At 56.8% G+C, this 14,401-nt stretch carries 21 protein-coding genes and 1 tRNA gene; 10 read left to right on the plus strand and 12 right to left on the minus strand.

Annotated features, from left to right (window positions below; genetic code table 11):
* Nucleotides 1-31: 31 nt before the first annotated feature.
* Nucleotides 32-115: transfer RNA gene (locus PH7735_RS20675), tRNA-Tyr, on the minus strand.
* 136 nt (nucleotides 116-251) lie between these two features.
* Here PH7735_RS20675 and rlmB point away from each other — a divergent pair.
* The 3 genes from rlmB to PH7735_RS07280 all read left to right on the plus strand — a co-directional run bounded on the left by rlmB (nucleotide 252) and on the right by PH7735_RS07280 (nucleotide 2,106).
* On the plus strand, nucleotides 252-1,031 hold the full coding sequence (gene rlmB / locus PH7735_RS07270; RefSeq protein ID WP_058310599.1) for a 23S rRNA (guanosine(2251)-2'-O)-methyltransferase RlmB: 780 nt from the start codon (nucleotides 252-254) through the stop codon (nucleotides 1,029-1,031).
* 101 nt (nucleotides 1,032-1,132) lie between these two features.
* Nucleotides 1,133-1,435, plus strand: a complete 303-nt coding sequence (locus tag PH7735_RS21225) for a hypothetical protein (RefSeq protein ID WP_058310600.1) — start codon at nucleotides 1,133-1,135, stop codon at nucleotides 1,433-1,435.
* Nucleotides 1,436-1,638: 203 nt separating this feature from the next.
* Nucleotides 1,639-2,106 (plus strand): CoA-binding protein, encoded by a 468-nt coding sequence (locus PH7735_RS07280; protein ID WP_058310601.1) that lies wholly within the window; start codon nucleotides 1,639-1,641, stop codon nucleotides 2,104-2,106.
* A 16-nt stretch (nucleotides 2,107-2,122) separates the two neighbouring features.
* Here PH7735_RS07280 and PH7735_RS07285 read toward each other — a convergent pair whose 3' ends face one another.
* The 4 genes from PH7735_RS07285 to hisA form a co-directional block, all read right to left on the minus strand.
* The gene (locus PH7735_RS07285) at nucleotides 2,123-2,440 is read right to left on the minus strand and encodes a phosphoribosyl-ATP diphosphatase (protein WP_058310602.1); all 318 of its coding nucleotides are present in this window, start codon (nucleotides 2,438-2,440) and stop codon (nucleotides 2,123-2,125) included.
* Nucleotides 2,437-3,198, minus strand: a complete 762-nt coding sequence (gene hisF / locus PH7735_RS07290; RefSeq protein WP_058310603.1) for an imidazole glycerol phosphate synthase subunit HisF — start codon at nucleotides 3,196-3,198, stop codon at nucleotides 2,437-2,439. The genes PH7735_RS07285 and hisF overlap by 4 nt, the downstream gene beginning before the upstream one ends.
* A gap of 63 nt (nucleotides 3,199-3,261) precedes the next feature.
* On the minus strand, nucleotides 3,262-3,717 hold the full coding sequence (locus PH7735_RS07295) for a DUF2867 domain-containing protein (RefSeq protein ID WP_058310604.1): 456 nt from the start codon (nucleotides 3,715-3,717) through the stop codon (nucleotides 3,262-3,264).
* Nucleotides 3,718-3,781: 64 nt separating this feature from the next.
* Nucleotides 3,782-4,504: a 1-(5-phosphoribosyl)-5-[(5-phosphoribosylamino)methylideneamino]imidazole-4-carboxamide isomerase gene (gene hisA / locus PH7735_RS07300; protein WP_058310605.1), complete on the minus strand. Its 723-nt coding sequence runs from the start codon at nucleotides 4,502-4,504 to the stop codon at nucleotides 3,782-3,784.
* A gap of 135 nt (nucleotides 4,505-4,639) precedes the next feature.
* Here hisA and PH7735_RS07305 point away from each other — a divergent pair, with 135 nt between their 5' ends.
* Nucleotides 4,640-5,038 carry a DUF2147 domain-containing protein gene (locus PH7735_RS07305; protein WP_058310606.1) on the plus strand — a complete coding sequence of 133 codons (399 nt, stop codon included), beginning with the start codon at nucleotides 4,640-4,642 and terminating at the stop codon, nucleotides 5,036-5,038.
* Here PH7735_RS07305 and PH7735_RS07310 read toward each other — a convergent pair.
* Both PH7735_RS07310 and PH7735_RS07315 read right to left on the minus strand, forming a co-directional pair.
* Nucleotides 5,035-5,286 (minus strand): WGR domain-containing protein, encoded by a 252-nt coding sequence (locus PH7735_RS07310; RefSeq protein WP_058310607.1) that lies wholly within the window; start codon nucleotides 5,284-5,286, stop codon nucleotides 5,035-5,037. The two genes, PH7735_RS07305 and PH7735_RS07310, sit on opposite strands and share 4 nt — an antisense overlap.
* A 135-nt stretch (nucleotides 5,287-5,421) precedes the next feature.
* Nucleotides 5,422-5,958, minus strand: coding sequence for a peroxiredoxin-like family protein (locus PH7735_RS07315; protein ID WP_058310608.1), 537 nt, complete (start codon nucleotides 5,956-5,958; stop codon nucleotides 5,422-5,424).
* An 89-nt stretch (nucleotides 5,959-6,047) separates the two neighbouring features.
* Between PH7735_RS07315 and PH7735_RS07320 the strand changes: the two genes are divergently transcribed.
* Nucleotides 6,048-6,770, plus strand: coding sequence for a helix-turn-helix transcriptional regulator (locus PH7735_RS07320; RefSeq protein ID WP_058310609.1), 723 nt, complete (start codon nucleotides 6,048-6,050; stop codon nucleotides 6,768-6,770).
* A 3-nt stretch (nucleotides 6,771-6,773) separates the two neighbouring features.
* Here PH7735_RS07320 and PH7735_RS07325 read toward each other — a convergent pair whose 3' ends face one another.
* From PH7735_RS07325 to hisB, 3 genes are read right to left on the minus strand one after another with little or no spacing between them, the layout of a single operon-like run.
* Nucleotides 6,774-7,205, minus strand: a complete 432-nt coding sequence (locus PH7735_RS07325; protein ID WP_058311190.1) for a GNAT family N-acetyltransferase — start codon at nucleotides 7,203-7,205, stop codon at nucleotides 6,774-6,776.
* A gap of 14 nt (nucleotides 7,206-7,219) precedes the next feature.
* Nucleotides 7,220-7,858 carry an imidazole glycerol phosphate synthase subunit HisH gene (gene hisH, locus PH7735_RS07330; protein ID WP_058310610.1) on the minus strand — a complete coding sequence of 213 codons (639 nt, stop codon included), beginning with the start codon at nucleotides 7,856-7,858 and terminating at the stop codon, nucleotides 7,220-7,222.
* 5 nt (nucleotides 7,859-7,863) lie between these two features.
* A complete protein-coding gene (gene hisB, locus PH7735_RS07335; protein ID WP_058310611.1) occupies nucleotides 7,864-8,451 on the minus strand; it encodes an imidazoleglycerol-phosphate dehydratase HisB in 588 nt (195 codons plus the stop codon).
* 131 nt (nucleotides 8,452-8,582) lie between these two features.
* Between hisB and PH7735_RS07340 the strand changes: the two genes are divergently transcribed.
* Entirely contained in the window at nucleotides 8,583-8,822 is a 240-nt protein-coding gene (locus PH7735_RS07340) for an Lrp/AsnC ligand binding domain-containing protein (RefSeq protein ID WP_058310612.1), read from the plus strand.
* A 72-nt stretch (nucleotides 8,823-8,894) separates the two neighbouring features.
* Here PH7735_RS07340 and guaD read toward each other — a convergent pair whose 3' ends face one another.
* On the minus strand, nucleotides 8,895-10,208 hold the full coding sequence (gene guaD / locus PH7735_RS07345; protein ID WP_058310613.1) for a guanine deaminase: 1,314 nt from the start codon (nucleotides 10,206-10,208) through the stop codon (nucleotides 8,895-8,897).
* A gap of 123 nt (nucleotides 10,209-10,331) precedes the next feature.
* Between guaD and mgtE the strand changes: the two genes are divergently transcribed.
* Both mgtE and PH7735_RS07355 read left to right on the plus strand, forming a co-directional pair.
* Nucleotides 10,332-11,723, plus strand: coding sequence for a magnesium transporter (gene mgtE / locus PH7735_RS07350; RefSeq protein ID WP_058310614.1), 1,392 nt, complete (start codon nucleotides 10,332-10,334; stop codon nucleotides 11,721-11,723).
* 13 nt (nucleotides 11,724-11,736) lie between these two features.
* A complete protein-coding gene (locus tag PH7735_RS07355; RefSeq protein WP_058310615.1) occupies nucleotides 11,737-12,297 on the plus strand; it encodes a 5-formyltetrahydrofolate cyclo-ligase in 561 nt (186 codons plus the stop codon).
* On the opposite strand, the gene PH7735_RS07360 is transcribed toward PH7735_RS07355, so the two are convergent.
* A complete protein-coding gene (locus tag PH7735_RS07360) occupies nucleotides 12,294-12,530 on the minus strand; it encodes a putative hemolysin (RefSeq protein WP_058310616.1) in 237 nt (78 codons plus the stop codon). The two genes, PH7735_RS07355 and PH7735_RS07360, sit on opposite strands and share 4 nt — an antisense overlap.
* Nucleotides 12,531-12,655: 125 nt before the next feature.
* On the opposite strand from PH7735_RS07360, the gene PH7735_RS07365 reads away from it, so the two are divergent.
* Nucleotides 12,656-13,474, plus strand: a complete 819-nt coding sequence (locus PH7735_RS07365; protein ID WP_058310617.1) for a TIGR00282 family metallophosphoesterase — start codon at nucleotides 12,656-12,658, stop codon at nucleotides 13,472-13,474.
* On the plus strand, nucleotides 13,471-14,370 hold the full coding sequence (locus tag PH7735_RS07370) for a DMT family transporter (protein ID WP_058310618.1): 900 nt from the start codon (nucleotides 13,471-13,473) through the stop codon (nucleotides 14,368-14,370). The genes PH7735_RS07365 and PH7735_RS07370 overlap by 4 nt, the downstream gene beginning before the upstream one ends.
* Nucleotides 14,371-14,401 lie beyond the last annotated feature (31 nt).

The raw sequence follows: 14,401 nt of genomic DNA on the forward strand, positions 1-14,401 counted from the left end.
TTTGCTAAATATCTGTTCTCAGAGGGGAAAGTGGTGGGCGACCCTGGAATCGAACCAGGCGTGCGTCTCCGCGAGGGAGTTACAGTCCCCTGCCACACCTTGCGGCCTGTCGCCCACTTTCCTGACCTTGCGGTCGTGGTGTGAGGGGCTGATTACTGTGGCTTGCGGGGGGCGTCAACAAGAAAATTGCTTGCGATGGGCGCTGAACCGGCGCATTGGTAAATTCCCGTTGAAAACAGGACATCCAAGCAATGAAAAAACCAAAATGGGTCGTGGAAAAAGAACAGGCCAAGCGCAAATCGGCCGCCGAAACCTTGTGGTTGTTCGGTCTACACGCCGTACGGGACGCATTATCGAATCCCGCGCGTGAAAAACTGCGACTCGTGGTGACAAAAAATGCACACGACAAACTGGCCGAAGCGATTGCCCTGTCCGGTGTGACACCGGAAATCGTAGAGCCGCGCAAGTTTTCTGTGCCCATTGATCCGCAGTCTGTCCATCAGGGCGCGGCCTTGGAGACCAAGCCGCTTAATTGGGGGTCGCTGTCGGAATGTGCGATCGGGACTGATGATCGTCCGCAACGCCTGATCCTGCTGGATCGGGTCACGGATCCGCACAATGTTGGGGCGATCCTGCGATCTGCCGAGGTGTTTGGCGCCAATGCCGTCATTGGAACGCGCCACAACTCTGCCCCTGAAACAGGGGCATTGGCCAAAACCGCCAGTGGGGCGCTGGAACGCCAGCCCTATTTGCGCATGCGCAATCTTGCCGACACCATTATTGAGCTGCAAAACATGGGTTACATCGTTCTTGGAATGGACGGAGAGGCCGAGCAGAGCATCGAGCAGGCACTTGAGGGCAGGCGGGATCGACCCGTTGCGCTGGTGCTTGGTGCGGAAGGCCCCGGTTTGCGCGAGAAGACAAAAGAAACCGTTGATCAGCTGGTCAAGATCGACTTTGCCGCCGGATTCGGATCTTTGAACGTGTCAAACGCGGCTGCTGTCGCGCTTTATGCATCGCTGCCACGGTAAACAGCGCAAATTTTTCCCGAAAATCGAACACCGAAGGCTCCCTATGGGGCCTTTGGCACCCTACATGAGACCGGACCTGCCTCGAAAGACGGAGAAGCCCGATTCCCAACGCTGCGAAAATTGCGACCTGTAACTATTGTGGAACGCGGGCTGCGCTGGTTCTGCGGGGCGAGACGCGCCACGAACTGACCTGTGCGTCTTGTGGTGCGCCGTTACATGACCTGAAACAGATGCCGCTTGCCCATTCCCCCAAACAGGCGGCGGCGCCGTCGCGGCCCGCCAAACCCTATGTGGCTCAGGTCAAATCCAAGAAATCCCAGAAGAAAAAGAACAAGAAGCGCAAAGGCTGGGCCAGAAAGATGGCCGAAGAGATTTTTGATGTTGTCGAGGACATCTTCGACTAGATCAGCGGAAAATCGCCGCTTTTGTACCTTTCTTCACAGATGTTTTATCGCCCCTTTAAACTTTCTTTAGCGCACCTATTTGTTCTTTAGACGAGGCGAAACTGGAACCTTCGCTTCGATATCACTGTCCCTCGTTCCACAACTTGCGCCCAAGGTTCACTTGGGCGCTTTTTCTTTTGGGGATAACGGTCTAGCCTGCGGACATGACTTATTCTGATGACCTTCTGAAAGACGTTCTCAAGCGCACAAAATCCATCGCGGTGGTGGGCGTTTCGATGAACCCTGTGCGGCCCAGCTATTTCGTGGCGCGCTATATGGCGCTCAAGGGGTATCGCGTGATTCCGGTGAACCCGGGACATGCGGGCAAGATGCTGTTTGGCGAAAAAATCCGGGGCAGCCTGAGCGATATCGAGATACCTATCGATATGGTGGATATCTTTCGCCGCTCCGAGGCTGTGCCGCCCATCGTGGATGAGGCGCTGGTGCATTTTCCGGACCTTCAGACGGTCTGGATGCAAATCGGTGTCGAAAACGCCGAAGCCGCAGCCACAGCAGAAGCCAGAGGCGTCACGGTCATCCAGAACCTGTGTCCAAAAATGGAATACCAGCGTCTGTTTGGCGAATTGCGCATGGGCGGTTTCGCAACCGGTGTGATTTCGTCCAAACTATAGCAATGTCGTCAAAGGATCACGATTTGGGGCGGCTTGCCTTTTCGGCGATGCCGCTGGTGCCCTGACGACGGGCCAGTTCATTCAGAACTTCGTCGAGCGCCACATTGCGTGATTGCAGCATGACCAGAAGGTGAAACAACACATCTGCGCTCTCCGAGATGAGACCCTCGCGGTTGTCTTTGACAGCTTCAATGATGGCTTCAATCGCCTCTTCCCCAAATTTCTCGGCGCATTTCTCGGGGCCTTTGGCCAACAGCTTTGCGGTCCAGCTCGACTCGGGGTCGGCCTTGGCGCGTTCTTCGATGGTATTTGCGAGATCAGTCAGAGTGTTCATGCGCGCCTCATTGGGATGCCGGCGTTTTCCATATGGTCTTTGGCTTCCTGAATTGTGAATTCGCCAAAGTGAAAGATCGACGCGGCCAAAACAGCACTGGCGCCGCCTTTGGTCACGCCCTCGACAAGGTGATCCAGCGTGCCAACGCCACCAGAGGCAATCACGGGCACATCCACCGCGTCGCTAATGGCTTTGGTCAGGGGCAGGTTAAAGCCGGATTTTGTGCCGTCACGGTCCATCGATGTCAGAAGGATTTCGCCGGCGCCTTTCGCCACGACCAGTTTGGCAAATTCGACCGCATCAATGCCGGTGGATTTGCGCCCGCCGTGGGTGAAGATTTCCCACTTTCCAGGGCTGACGGTTTTGGCGTCGATGGCAACTACGATGCATTGGCTTCCGAACTGGGCTGCGGCTTCGGCCACAACGTCGGGGTTTGCCACAGCAGCCGAGTTGAACGAGACTTTGTCCGCGCCGGCAAGCAACAGTTTGCGCACGTCCTGTACTGTGCGGACACCGCCACCAACGGTCAGCGGCACAAAACACTGTTCCGCCGTGCGCTGCACCATATCAATCATCACGCCCCGATTGTCATGGGTGGCGTGAATGTCGAGAAAACAGATTTCGTCGGCACCGGCCGCATCATAGGCGCGTGCCGCTTCAACGGGGTCGCCCGCGTCGCGCAGTCCGACAAAGTTGACACCTTTGACCACACGGCCGTCGGCAACATCAAGACAGGGGATGAGGCGGGTTTTCAGCATGGCGTGTCCCTTTGAGGCGAGCGCATTTGCTCAGTCTTTACTGTGTGTGTGCTCTAGATGCAATTAGGGCGCGTGTGATGCAATCCGGCGCATGGCATCCCTGACAATCAGGATGTGAAAGGGCATCACGACGGCCAGATACACACGACCCAGCAGATTGTTGCGATGCACCCATGTGGCCATGTGGACCATCTGGTTTTCGCGATAGAGGCAAATCCGGAAATTCAGGTGTTTGTCATCGGTGCCGATGATCAGCTCGTTGTCATCTTCGTATGTTGTCGGAAAAATCGCATTGTCACCGGTGTCGGCGGAATCGGTTTTGAGCCCGAGCGGCTTTACAATTGTATTGCGCAAAGACAGCAGTGCATTGGCCCAACGGGGCATGCTCAACCCGATTTTTGCAGCATCAGCAGGCGATAGCGGGGTTTGAACGGCATATCCGTCGATAAAGTCTTCCGGCGCGACCGACGCCCACAGGCGGGAGGTTTTAGGCAACGGGGTTTTCAGAATTTTGGTCATAGCAGCCACGCTGATAAGGGGAAAAACAGGCCCATCCCACTGGCGGGCCTGTCACCTTTTGGTTTTATGACTTCATCACTGTCAGGGCTTCGGCAAGGTCGATGGCGCCATCATACAAGGCCCGACCCGAGATGGCACCGTTCAACGGCGCGCCACAGGTCTTGAGGTTGCGCAGATCCTCGAGCGATGACACGCCGCCGGAGGCGATCACGGGGATCGAAACGGCATTGGCCAAAGCGGCCGTTGCCTCGACATTCGGGCCTTTCATGGCGCCGTCTCGCATGATGTCGGTATAGATAATGGCCGAAACGCCGGCATCCTCGAAAGAACGCGCCAGATCCGTGACCATGACATCGGTCTCTTCCGCCCAGCCTTTGGTCGCGACGTATCCGTTGCGTGCATCGATGCCGACAGCCACTTTGCCTGGAAACTCTTTTGCGGCTTCGCGGACAAGATCGGGGTTTTCAACTGCAACTGTCCCAAGGATCACGCGGGCCAGACCTTTGTCGATCCAGTTCGCAATCGTTTTCATATCGCGAATACCGCCGCCTAGCTGGGCAGGAACCTTGGTTTGCTTCAGGATTTCTTCAACGGGGGCGGCGTTCACCGGCTCGCCTGCAAACGCCCCGTTCAAATCCACAAGGTGCAACCACTCGCAACCCGCTTTGACAAACTCAAGCGCCTGAGCCGCCGGATTTTCGTTGAAAACGGTTTCCTGCTGCATATCCCCGTGCACGAGGCGTACGGCATTTCCGTCTTTGAGGTCGATGGCTGGATAAAGGATCATGAGGGGGTTCCGGTCAGAAATAACGTTGCGCGCGGTTTGGCATGGAGTTGCCGGAAATGCAACGTGACCCAAAGTCAGGGTTGATCGAAATCCGCCCCTGTTTCAAGATTTTGCCAAAGTAACGGGAGGAAGATCATGAGAAACAAGATTCTTGCAATCGCGTTGGTTCTGGGTGGCGCCAATGCGGCGCTGGCTGATCCGGCTGCCGGTGTTTGGAAAACGGCTCCGGGGGATACCGGCGGGTATCTTCACGTCTCTATTGCGCCTTGCGGTAGCGCCGTTTGTGGAACGATTAAAGAAGCCTATGACAAAGACGGAAACGTCTCAGCTAATTACGAGCATAAAGGCAAAAAGATGCTTTGGGATATGTCGTCCGAAGGGGGGGGGGCCTATGGTGGCGGCAAAATCTGGGCACCGGATTCTGACAAGACCTACAAATCCAAAATGTCTCTGAGCGGGTCCAAGCTGAACGTCAAAGGCTGTGTCGCCGGTGGCATGATCTGTCGTGGCCAAGACTGGACACGCGTGAACTAAAGCAGACCCATCTGCACGGGGATCACGGCATATCCCTTTTCCAGATCGAGCGCCTTCAGGCGCTCGACTTCTGTCTGGGCTTCGAACAGACCAGACAGATACCTGCGCTCTTTGTGGCCGCCGTTTCCGTCAATCTGGCCCCATTCCCGCTCAAGACACCAATCTCCAAACAACGTCTGGGTCACGCGCAAAACGTGATACCGCTTTTGCCGTTTGACGTGGTTGAATTTTTCAAGGCGAATGTGCACGAGCGGGGTCCATCTGTTGAAACCGGATTATCCGGAACGCCAGATACGCATAAGCGCCCCCACCGGTCTAGCGGGGACGCTTACAAAAGGTCGTGAACCGTGCCTTTGGAGTCACGGTCCACGCTGTGTTTCAGATCAGACCGCGCCGGTGTATTCGCCGCGTGCAGGATAATCGTTCGCAATCGCGAAGTCCAAGGCGCCAACCAGTTCCGAGAAATGCGGGCGTACAAATGGCATGGTCTGAACCGAGCCATAATACAGCGTCTGGTCCGGTGTCACCATGAACAGGCCAGGCTCTGAGAACAGGGCAGGTTCTTCGATGCCAATCGAGGTTTTGCCGCGAGACGTCGAGATATAGAGACCCCACTCACGCGCCACATCCAGAGGCAGATCATAGGCAAAGCGCAGCGATTTGGCACCGATCTTGTCGGCCATTGCGCGGGTGCGTTCTTCGCCGTCCGAGCTGACAGCGATGCAATTTACGCCGCGCTCGGCAAAATCGGCAACACGCTTTTCAAGCTCGGTCAGATAGTTGGCGCAGATCGGGCAATGCAGGCCGCGGTAAAAGCAGATTACCGTGCCGCGCTCGGCGGTTTCACCGCTAAGGTCGAATGCGCCGTGATCCAGTGTCGGCAGGGCAAGGTTCGGGGTCTTCTGACGTGGGATAAGCATAGTGTGTCCTGTTTGGAATTGGTGTTGATGATCTTAATGTCAGGGATTAAGGTTTGAAAAATCTTGAAAACCTAGCAGGAAACCCTGAAATGGATCGGTTGACCACACTTGTTGAACGCTTTCACCTGTCGGTAACAGGGGCAGAGATGGATCACGCCAATCTTCTGGCCTTGGCAGATGATCAGGGGCAGCCATCCCGGATCCGGTTTTTCGCGCGCGGGCTTTGTCATGCGCGCGACGACGAGGTTGTTCTGTTTGCGGCGCACGTGGATTGGTCCGGCCCGTCCAATCCTTTGTTGGCGGCTCTGCCAGATGTCGTGACGCTTGACCTGCAACCGCATCAGGACACCAAGGCCCTGGTATTTCTGATGCATCAAGAGGCTTTGGCGAAACGCTGTGGGGCGCAATCGGTCGTTAACAGGCTGGGCGAGGCGCTTATCGTGCGACTGTTGCGCGACCAGATCGAAAAAGGGACAACCGAAGTTGGCCTTTTGGCCGGCATGGCCGATCCGCGTCTGAGCAGGGCGATTGTCGCGATGCATGACCAACCCGGGCACCTGTGGTCGAACGCCGACCTTGCACAGCAGGCGGGTTTGTCGTTGTCCCGCTTTTGCGAGGTGTTCACGCGCACCGTCGGAGAAACCCCGATGGGATACCTGCGCAGGTGGCGGCTTATTCTGGCCAGACAGGATGTGATGCGTGGCGACCGGATCGAACGCGTGGCCCATCGCTATGCCTATACCTCTCCCGAAAGCTTTACCCGCGCCTTTCGCAAGGCTTATGGCACCGCGCCGAGCACCCTGCGCAGCTGAAGGTCAGGGCAAGGGGCGCTCATAGAGAATGTCGAACGCGGTCTCGCCCGTTTTGTGAAACCCGCAGCTTTGGTAAAACTGATTGGCCGGGCTTTCCTTAAGGGCCATCAGACGGACGGGCAGACCCTTTGTGGATGATTGATCAATCACGTGATTGATGACCCGCCTGCCAATGTTTTGCCCTTGCCAGTCAGGATGGACATACAGGTGGTCCAGCAACAGGTGATCGTCCTGTTCCCGCAAAACAAAAAAGGCTGCGAGCAGACCATTGTCCAGAACTTGCGTGGTGTGTTCAGGCGAAAACGTCTCGAGGAACCGCGACCTCACGCGCGTGTCATCATACCGACCCAGCCTCGTGAGGCCGGGTTTCATTGCCAGTGCCCGAAGCTCTGCCAATTCAATTGCCGAAGCTTCGGTTGATGGTGCGAACTGCAATACGCCCGCAGGTATCACGGCGTCCAGCGCAGGAAGTTTCCTATCATGCGAAGCCCAACGGTCTGGCTTTTTTCCGGATGGAATTGCATGCCCAACATGGTGTCGCGGCCGATGATGGCAGTGACTTCGCCGCTATAATTCACATAGGCGATCCGCTCTTCCGGTTTGGCCACATGGAATTGATAAGAATGCACAAAATAGGTGTGATCGCCAGTTTCGACACCCTCTAGCACCGCATGGGGTCGTTCGATCACCAGATCGTTCCATCCCATGTGCGGCACCTTGAGAGATGTGTCTTCGGGCGTGATTTTCTCCACATCACCCGAGACCCAGTCCAGACCGGATGTCTCTTTGTACTCATGGCCGGTTGTCGCCATCAGCTGCATGCCGACGCAAATCCCAAGGAAGGGGCGGGCTTTCTGTTCGACGGCCTCGACCATCGCGTCATAGATGCCTTTGTGTCCGCGCAATTCGGCCGCACAGGCAGGAAAGGCGCCGTCACCCGGCAAAACCAGACGATCGGCCTTGGCCACCACATCTGCATCAGATGTGACCACGACCTCACCTCCGTCGACTTCGACAGCCATACGTTGGAATGCTTTCTCGGCCGAGTGCAGGTTGCCGCTCTCGTAATCAATAATAGCAGTCAGCATGTGCGTTACAGCGCCCCTTTGGTCGAAGGTACAGCGTCCGCTTTGCGCGGATCGGTTTCAACGGCTTCGCGCAAGGCGCGCGCAACGGCCTTGAATGTGGCTTCGGCAATGTGATGGCTGTTAAAGCCGTGAATTTGGTCGATGTGCAGCGTGATCCCGCCATGTGTGGCAAGGGCCTGAAAGAATTCGCGCACGAGTTCCGTATCGAAGGTGCCGATCTTGTGCGTGGGCAACTCGACATTCCAGATCAGATAGGGGCGCGCTGACAGGTCCAGCGCCGCGCGCACCTGTGCGTCATCCATAGGCAGGTGACAGGCCGCATAGCGACGGATGCCGCGCTTGTCGCCCAGAGCCTGCGTCAATGCCTGACCCAGCGCGATGCCCACGTCTTCGACGGTGTGGTGGTCATCAATGTGATAATCACCCTTGGCACGGATGGTCATGTCGATCAGCGAATGGCGCGACAGCTGGTCCAGCATGTGGTCAAAGAACCCCACACCTGTCTGGTTGTCATAAATACCGGTCCCGTCCAGATCGATCTGGACAGTGATTTCCGTTTCCGCAGTTTTGCGGCTGACCTCTGCCTTGCGCATGGCGCGTCCTCTTCGTGATGTTCGCGGGCTTTATAGGGGCGGACGGCCACGGGGCCAAGAGGACAGGTTTCGGGATTGTGAAAGCCGTGCCAATTGTGCCAGCCTGTGGTCAAACCAGACGAGGGACCAAAATGACAACCTGCGTATTCATCCAGATTCGCTGTAAACCGGGCACAACCTATCGCGTGGCCGAAGATATTGTGCTGAAAGAGATCCATTCAGAATTGTTCTCGACCAGTGGCGAATATGATCTTCTGATCAAGCTCTACATTCCGAAAGACGAGGATGTCGGGAAATATATCAACGATAACCTGCTGGATATTCCGGGAATCGAACGCACCCTGACCACGCTGACGTTCAAGGCCTTTTAAACGCTGCCCAATTGTGCGCCCTGTCGGGCGCGCAGTTTTTGCTGGCCCGGATCGGGCCAGCGGTCTGCCGCGTTACGCTGGCTTTGCGATGGCGGAAAGGGCGGGCTTCCCATTGATCCAGACATCTTGAATGGCGCGGTCATCGCCCATCATGATTGTGGGGAACACGGCCTCCCAGATATCCTGCGCCCGGTCACGGCGTTGCGCAATTTCCGGGGTCGAACCCAGATCGATGACCACCAAGTCGGCCTCTAGGCCGGGTTTCAGGTTGCCGATCTGCTGTTCCATATGCAGTGCGGCCGCAGACCCCGCCGTGCCCAGCCACATCAAATGGGCCGCGTGCAATGAATTATGCCGCAGATGGGCCACCTCATAGGCGGCGGCCATGGTGCGCAGCATGGAAAAGCTTGATCCGCCGCCAGTGTCCGTCGCCAGCCCGACGCGCTGACCTTGGGCCATGAGGCCGGCCATGTCGAACAGGCCGGACCCGATAAACGTATTTGACGTGGGGCAGTGGATTAGGCCTGCGCCGACCTCTTTCAGGCGGTCTTTCTCGCGGTCTTCCAAGTGGATCGCGTGCCCATACAGACCCTTTTCCCCAAGCAGGCCATGGGCCTCATAGGTATCAAGGTAATCCCGCGCCTCTGGAAACAGCCCTTTGACCCATTCGATCTCGTCTGTTTGCTCGCTCAGGTGCGTTTGCATCAGGCAATCGGGGTGTTCTGACCACAAATCACCTAGGGCGCGAAGCTGGTCAGGTGTGGACGTCGGCGAGAATCTGGGTGTGATCGCATAGCTGATCCGGTCCACGCCATGCCATTTTCCAATCAGGGACTTGCTGTCGTCATAGGCCGATTGGGCGGTATCCCGCAGGCCCTCGGGCGCGTTGCGATCCATGCAGGTTTTGCCGGCCACAACCCGCTGTCCACGCCGCTGTGCCTCGGCAAAGAAAGCGTCAACCGATGTGGGGTGAATGGTGCAGTAGCTGACCATTGTTGTCACGCCATGCGAGAGGGTGAGGTCAAAATAAAGCCGTGCTATTTCAGCGGCATATGCGGCGTCGTGAAAGCGCATTTCTTCTGGAAACGTATAGCTGTTCAACCAGTCGATCAGACGCTTGCCCCAGCTGGCGATGATCCCTGTCTGGGGGTAATGCACATGGGCATCCACAAAGCCCGCGCAGATCAGCGCATCGCCGTAATCCACAACAGCCGCATCCGGATAGAGCGGACGCAGGGTGTCGGCCTCGTCCACAGCCGCAATCAAGCCGCCTTCGACCAGAACAGCGCCTTTGGGGCGCACCCGGGTCGCTTCCTCGACAGGCACATGAAAGGGGTTGCTCAAGAATTCCAAAGTCTGACCTAAAACGAGGCTTTTGGCAGTCATATGTGCTCCAACTCTTGGTTCCGGAATGAACCTGTGGAATTTACCACGCATTTTGCCGCATGGCATTGAAATTCACCTGCTATTTCTCTTATGGTCCGCTTAAAAATGCCAGGAGGGTGCGCAATGAGCCAGACGACTGATCAAACCCCCTTGGATGTCTCCCCCGAAGATGATGCTTATGTGCTGGATCGCAAGGCGATCGCCGCGATTCTCTATGCTGTCGAGGTGCAGGACAAGCAGCAGCTGACCGATTTGATGGAACCGCTGCACGCGGCAGACATCGCCGACCTTCTCGAACAGGTTAATTCCTTCGACCGGCGTCGCCTGATCGAACTCTATGGGCGCGAATTTGACGGGGAAATCCTGTCAGAGCTTGACGAAGGGGTCCGCGAAGAGGTCATTTCCGCGCTTGCGCCCGCCGTTCTGGCCGAGGCGGTGCGGGATCTGGAATCGGATGATGTGGTTGATCTGGTCGAGGACCTTGATGAGCCGCAACAGGAAGCCATCCTTGAACATCTGGAAGATGCGGACAGGGTCGCGGTAGAGCAGGCGCTGTCTTATCCGGAAGAATCCGCCGGACGTTTGATGCAGCGTGAAACGGCCATGGCGCCGGAACACTGGAATGTGGGCGAGTGCATCGACTATTTGCGCAGTTCCGAGACCCTGCCGGAACAGTTCTATCACGTGATCCTTGTCGATCCGAGAATGCGCCCCGTCGGTAATGTGACCCTTGGGCGGATCATGGGATCGCGCCGCGAAGTTTTGCTTGCCGATATCAAGGAAGATGTCTTCCAGACCATTCCCGTCACGCAAGACGAAGAAGATGTGGCCTATGCATTTAACCAGTATCACCTGATTTCTGCACCTGTTGTGGACGAGGACGAGCGGTTGGTGGGCGTCATCACTATCGACGATGCCATGGTTGTTCTGGATGAAGAACACGAAGAAGATATCCTGCGTCTGGCCGGTGTGGGGGATGAATCGCTGACCGATACCGTGTCGGATACGGCGCGTCAGCGTTTTCCTTGGTTGGCGGTGAACCTTTTGACGGCCATCGTTGCATCGCTGGTCATTGCCCAGTTTGAGGGCACGATCCAGAAATACGTGGCCCTGGCCGTTTTGATGCCCATTGTCGCCTCGATGGGGGGCAATGCGGGCACCCAATCGCTGACCGTTGCAGTGCGCGCGATTGCCACAAAAGACCTTACCGGCGCAAACGTCTGGCGGGTGATCCGGCGCGAGGCACTGGTGGGGCTGGCCAATGGGCTTGCCTTTGCGGTGTTGATGGGCGGGATCAGTGTACTTTGGTTCGGCTCGGTCGAGATCGGATATGTCATTGCTGTCGCTATGGTGATCAATCTGGTCGTGGCGGGGCTTGCCGGGGCCATAGTGCCTGTGGTCTTGGAGAAAGCAGGCGTCGATCCGGCGCTTGCCTCGGGCACTTTTGTGACCACGGTCACCGATGTGGTTGGTTTCTTTGCGTTCCTTGGCTTCGCTTCAATCATGCTGACCTGACACAGGAGGTGTCATGGACCTGACAGACATCAAAGCCGCCGCCCGCAAAGCTGCCTTTATCCGTCGCAAATCTGCCTTTGAGGGTGTTGGCCCCGGACAGTCTGCACATCTTTCCGAGGTGTTGGCCGGATATCGCGGCGTGCCGGTTGCGGCCTATATGCCCATTCGCACCGAGATCAATCCGCTGCCCGCCATGGCCGAAGCTGCGGCGCATGGTCCGGTTGGCGTGCCCGTAATTCAGGGAGAAGGCCTGCCGTTGGAATTTTCACGCTGGGAACCGGATATGGCGATGCGGTCCGGGCCATTTGGGGCGCAGGTGCCCGAGGTGGATGACTATTTCGACCCCGAGATCGTGATTGTTCCGCTTGTGGCCTTTGATTCAGACGGCGGGCGTTTGGGCTATGGAGGCGGGTTTTATGACCGCACGCTTGAACGTTTGCGCGCCAGACGCGCCACGCTGGCAATAGGCTTTGCTTTTGATGCTCAAGAGGCAGAGTCGCTTCCGCTGGAAACCACAGACCAGCCCCTTGATATGATCGTCACCGAAAGCGGCGTGCGCAGTTTCAGACGTTAAGAGTTGTCGAAATGCGCCCGCAAGAATTCCCACGCGTCGATTTCGGCACCGTCTGAAAAGACGCAAACACCGGCTTTGTCACCGGTCCCGGACTCTTTGATTTCATAAGCACCCCCGTTTTCGACACAAAACGTGGCAGCAGGGTTTGCGAGTGTTGTTGTCGTCTTGGCAGGCTGCGCCACAGCGGGCGCGGCGATGGCGGCAACCGCAAGAGAAAGAAGAATTCGTTGCATAATGTCATTCCTTTTGAAACTCGAAGCTCAAAGTGAGGTCGTATGGATACGGTTTCAAGGCATTCTCTTACGGCAACCTGCGGTTCTGTCTTGTTCTGGCGAGCAGTTGAGCCTAGGAGAATGCCATGAAAATTCTGTTTCTTGGAGATGTCATGGGGCGCGCGGGGCGCGCCGCTGTGAAAGAGAACCTGCCGCGTTTGCGTGAAGAATGGCGGCTGGATTTTGTCGTTGTGAACGGTGAAAACGCCTCGAACGGCATGGGGCTTTCTGGGGATCATGCCAAGTTGATACTTGAGGCGGGTGCCGATTGCATCACGCTGGGTGATCATGCCTTTGACCAGAAAGACATGATGCAGTTCATCCAGACCGAGCCACGCATCATTCGCCCGATCAACTATGCCCACGGGGACGTACCGGGGCGGGGATCGCGTGTTTTCGAGGCGCGGGGCGGTCGCAAGGTTCTTGTGGCGCAGGCACTGGGTCAGGTCTTTATGAAACGCCCGTTTGATGATCCGTTTTCGGCGCTTGATCTTGAACTGCGCAAGCACCCCAGGGGCGGCTTGGTTCAGGCCTCGATCATCGACATCCATTGCGAAGCGACATCCGAGAAAATGGGCGTCGGGCATTTTTGCGATGGGCGGGCCTCGCTTGTGGTGGGAACCCACACCCATGTGCCCACCGCAGACACCCAGATTTTGCCCGGCGGGACCGCTTTTCAGTCGGACGCGGGCATGTGCGGCGATTATAACTCCGTGATCGGCATGGAAAAAACAGAGCCCCTACGCCGTTTCGTGACGGGCATGCCCAAAAGCCGCTTTACGCCGGCCATTGGCGAGGCAACGCTGTCTGGCGTGTATGTCGAGACCGATGATCGCACAGGCGCGGCCACACGTATCGAAATGGTACGTCAGGGCGGGCGTCTGAGCCAATCCGGCCCTTTATGAGCTCAAGCCCGCATTTGCGGCTGATGGCCATCCTGTTCCTGCTGGGAACGGGGTGGGGCATCACCCAGCCATTGACGAAGATTGCCGTGAGCGAAGGGTATGAACCCCTTGGCCTGATTTTCTGGCAACTCGCAATCGGGGCGGTCGTCTTGGGGGGATACCGGGTTTTACGCGGAAAATCGATTGCGCTGCCCAGACGCCTTTGGTGGTTCTTTTTGATGATAGCCCTGTTGGGTACCGTGTTGCCCAACAGTTTTTCCTATCGGGCCGCCGCGCATCTTCCTGCTGGTGTCATGTCCGTTATCATTTCACTGGTGCCGATCTTTGCCTTTCCCGTGGCACTGATGTTGCGGACGGATCGTTTTGGATGGATGCGATTTGCAGGCATTTTCATGGGGTTGCTGGGCGTTGTTCTTCTGGCGGGTCCAGAAAGCCTTCCTGATCCTTCCATGGTTTGGTGGCTGCCCGTCGCCCTCATCGCCCCCTTGTGTTACGGTTTCGAGGGCAATGTCGTGGCGAAATGGGGCATGCATGGCCTTGGACCCGGACATGTGTTGTTCGGTGCTTCAGTGGTGGGGGCAATCATCTCGTTGCCTATGTCTTTGGCCTCGGGCCAATTTATCGACCCGCGAGTTACTTGGGGCCCGCCGGAATACGCGCTGATCTTGTCTTCGCTTATCCATGTCACGGTTTATACGGGCTATGTCTGGCTGGTTTCTCAGGCTGGTGCGGTCTTTGCGGCGCAGGTCGCCTATATCGTGACGGGATCCGGTGTTGTCTGGTCCATGATCCTGCTGGGAGAGCGTTATTCCCTTTGGGTTTGGCTGGCGATGATTATGATTTTGGCAGGTATGTTTTTGGTGCAGCCAAGACAGAATGACGCTCTTGCCGAATAGGCCTGCATAAGCGATTGTAAAGCCAAGCAAT

It is taken from the genome of Shimia thalassica (assembly GCF_001458215.1).
GTDB lineage: Bacteria > Pseudomonadota > Alphaproteobacteria > Rhodobacterales > Rhodobacteraceae > Shimia > Shimia thalassica.

Excerpts from the sequence above, each read along its gene's own strand:
- rlmB (WP_058310599.1), top strand. The coding sequence starts at position 252 with ATGAAAAAACCAAAATGGGTCGTGGAAAAAGAACAGGCCAAGCGCAAA.
- PH7735_RS07280 (WP_058310601.1), top strand. The coding sequence starts at position 1,639 with ATGACTTATTCTGATGACCTTCTGAAAGACGTTCTCAAGCGCACAAAA.
- PH7735_RS07285 (WP_058310602.1), bottom strand. The coding sequence starts at position 2,440 with ATGAACACTCTGACTGATCTCGCAAATACCATCGAAGAACGCGCCAAG.
- hisF (WP_058310603.1), bottom strand. The coding sequence starts at position 3,198 with ATGCTGAAAACCCGCCTCATCCCCTGTCTTGATGTTGCCGACGGCCGT.
- PH7735_RS07295 (WP_058310604.1), bottom strand. The coding sequence starts at position 3,717 with ATGACCAAAATTCTGAAAACCCCGTTGCCTAAAACCTCCCGCCTGTGG.
- hisA (WP_058310605.1), bottom strand. The coding sequence starts at position 4,504 with ATGATCCTTTATCCAGCCATCGACCTCAAAGACGGAAATGCCGTACGC.
- PH7735_RS07305 (WP_058310606.1), top strand. The coding sequence starts at position 4,640 with ATGAGAAACAAGATTCTTGCAATCGCGTTGGTTCTGGGTGGCGCCAAT.
- PH7735_RS07315 (WP_058310608.1), bottom strand. The coding sequence starts at position 5,958 with ATGCTTATCCCACGTCAGAAGACCCCGAACCTTGCCCTGCCGACACTG.
- PH7735_RS07320 (WP_058310609.1), top strand. The coding sequence starts at position 6,048 with ATGGATCGGTTGACCACACTTGTTGAACGCTTTCACCTGTCGGTAACA.
- hisH (WP_058310610.1), bottom strand. The coding sequence starts at position 7,858 with ATGCTGACTGCTATTATTGATTACGAGAGCGGCAACCTGCACTCGGCC.
- hisB (WP_058310611.1), bottom strand. The coding sequence starts at position 8,451 with ATGCGCAAGGCAGAGGTCAGCCGCAAAACTGCGGAAACGGAAATCACT.
- PH7735_RS07340 (WP_058310612.1), top strand. The coding sequence starts at position 8,583 with ATGACAACCTGCGTATTCATCCAGATTCGCTGTAAACCGGGCACAACC.
- guaD (WP_058310613.1), bottom strand. The coding sequence starts at position 10,208 with ATGACTGCCAAAAGCCTCGTTTTAGGTCAGACTTTGGAATTCTTGAGC.
- mgtE (WP_058310614.1), top strand. The coding sequence starts at position 10,332 with ATGAGCCAGACGACTGATCAAACCCCCTTGGATGTCTCCCCCGAAGAT.
- PH7735_RS07355 (WP_058310615.1), top strand. The coding sequence starts at position 11,737 with ATGGACCTGACAGACATCAAAGCCGCCGCCCGCAAAGCTGCCTTTATC.
- PH7735_RS07360 (WP_058310616.1), bottom strand. The coding sequence starts at position 12,530 with ATGCAACGAATTCTTCTTTCTCTTGCGGTTGCCGCCATCGCCGCGCCC.
- PH7735_RS07365 (WP_058310617.1), top strand. The coding sequence starts at position 12,656 with ATGAAAATTCTGTTTCTTGGAGATGTCATGGGGCGCGCGGGGCGCGCC.
- PH7735_RS07370 (WP_058310618.1), top strand. The coding sequence starts at position 13,471 with ATGAGCTCAAGCCCGCATTTGCGGCTGATGGCCATCCTGTTCCTGCTG.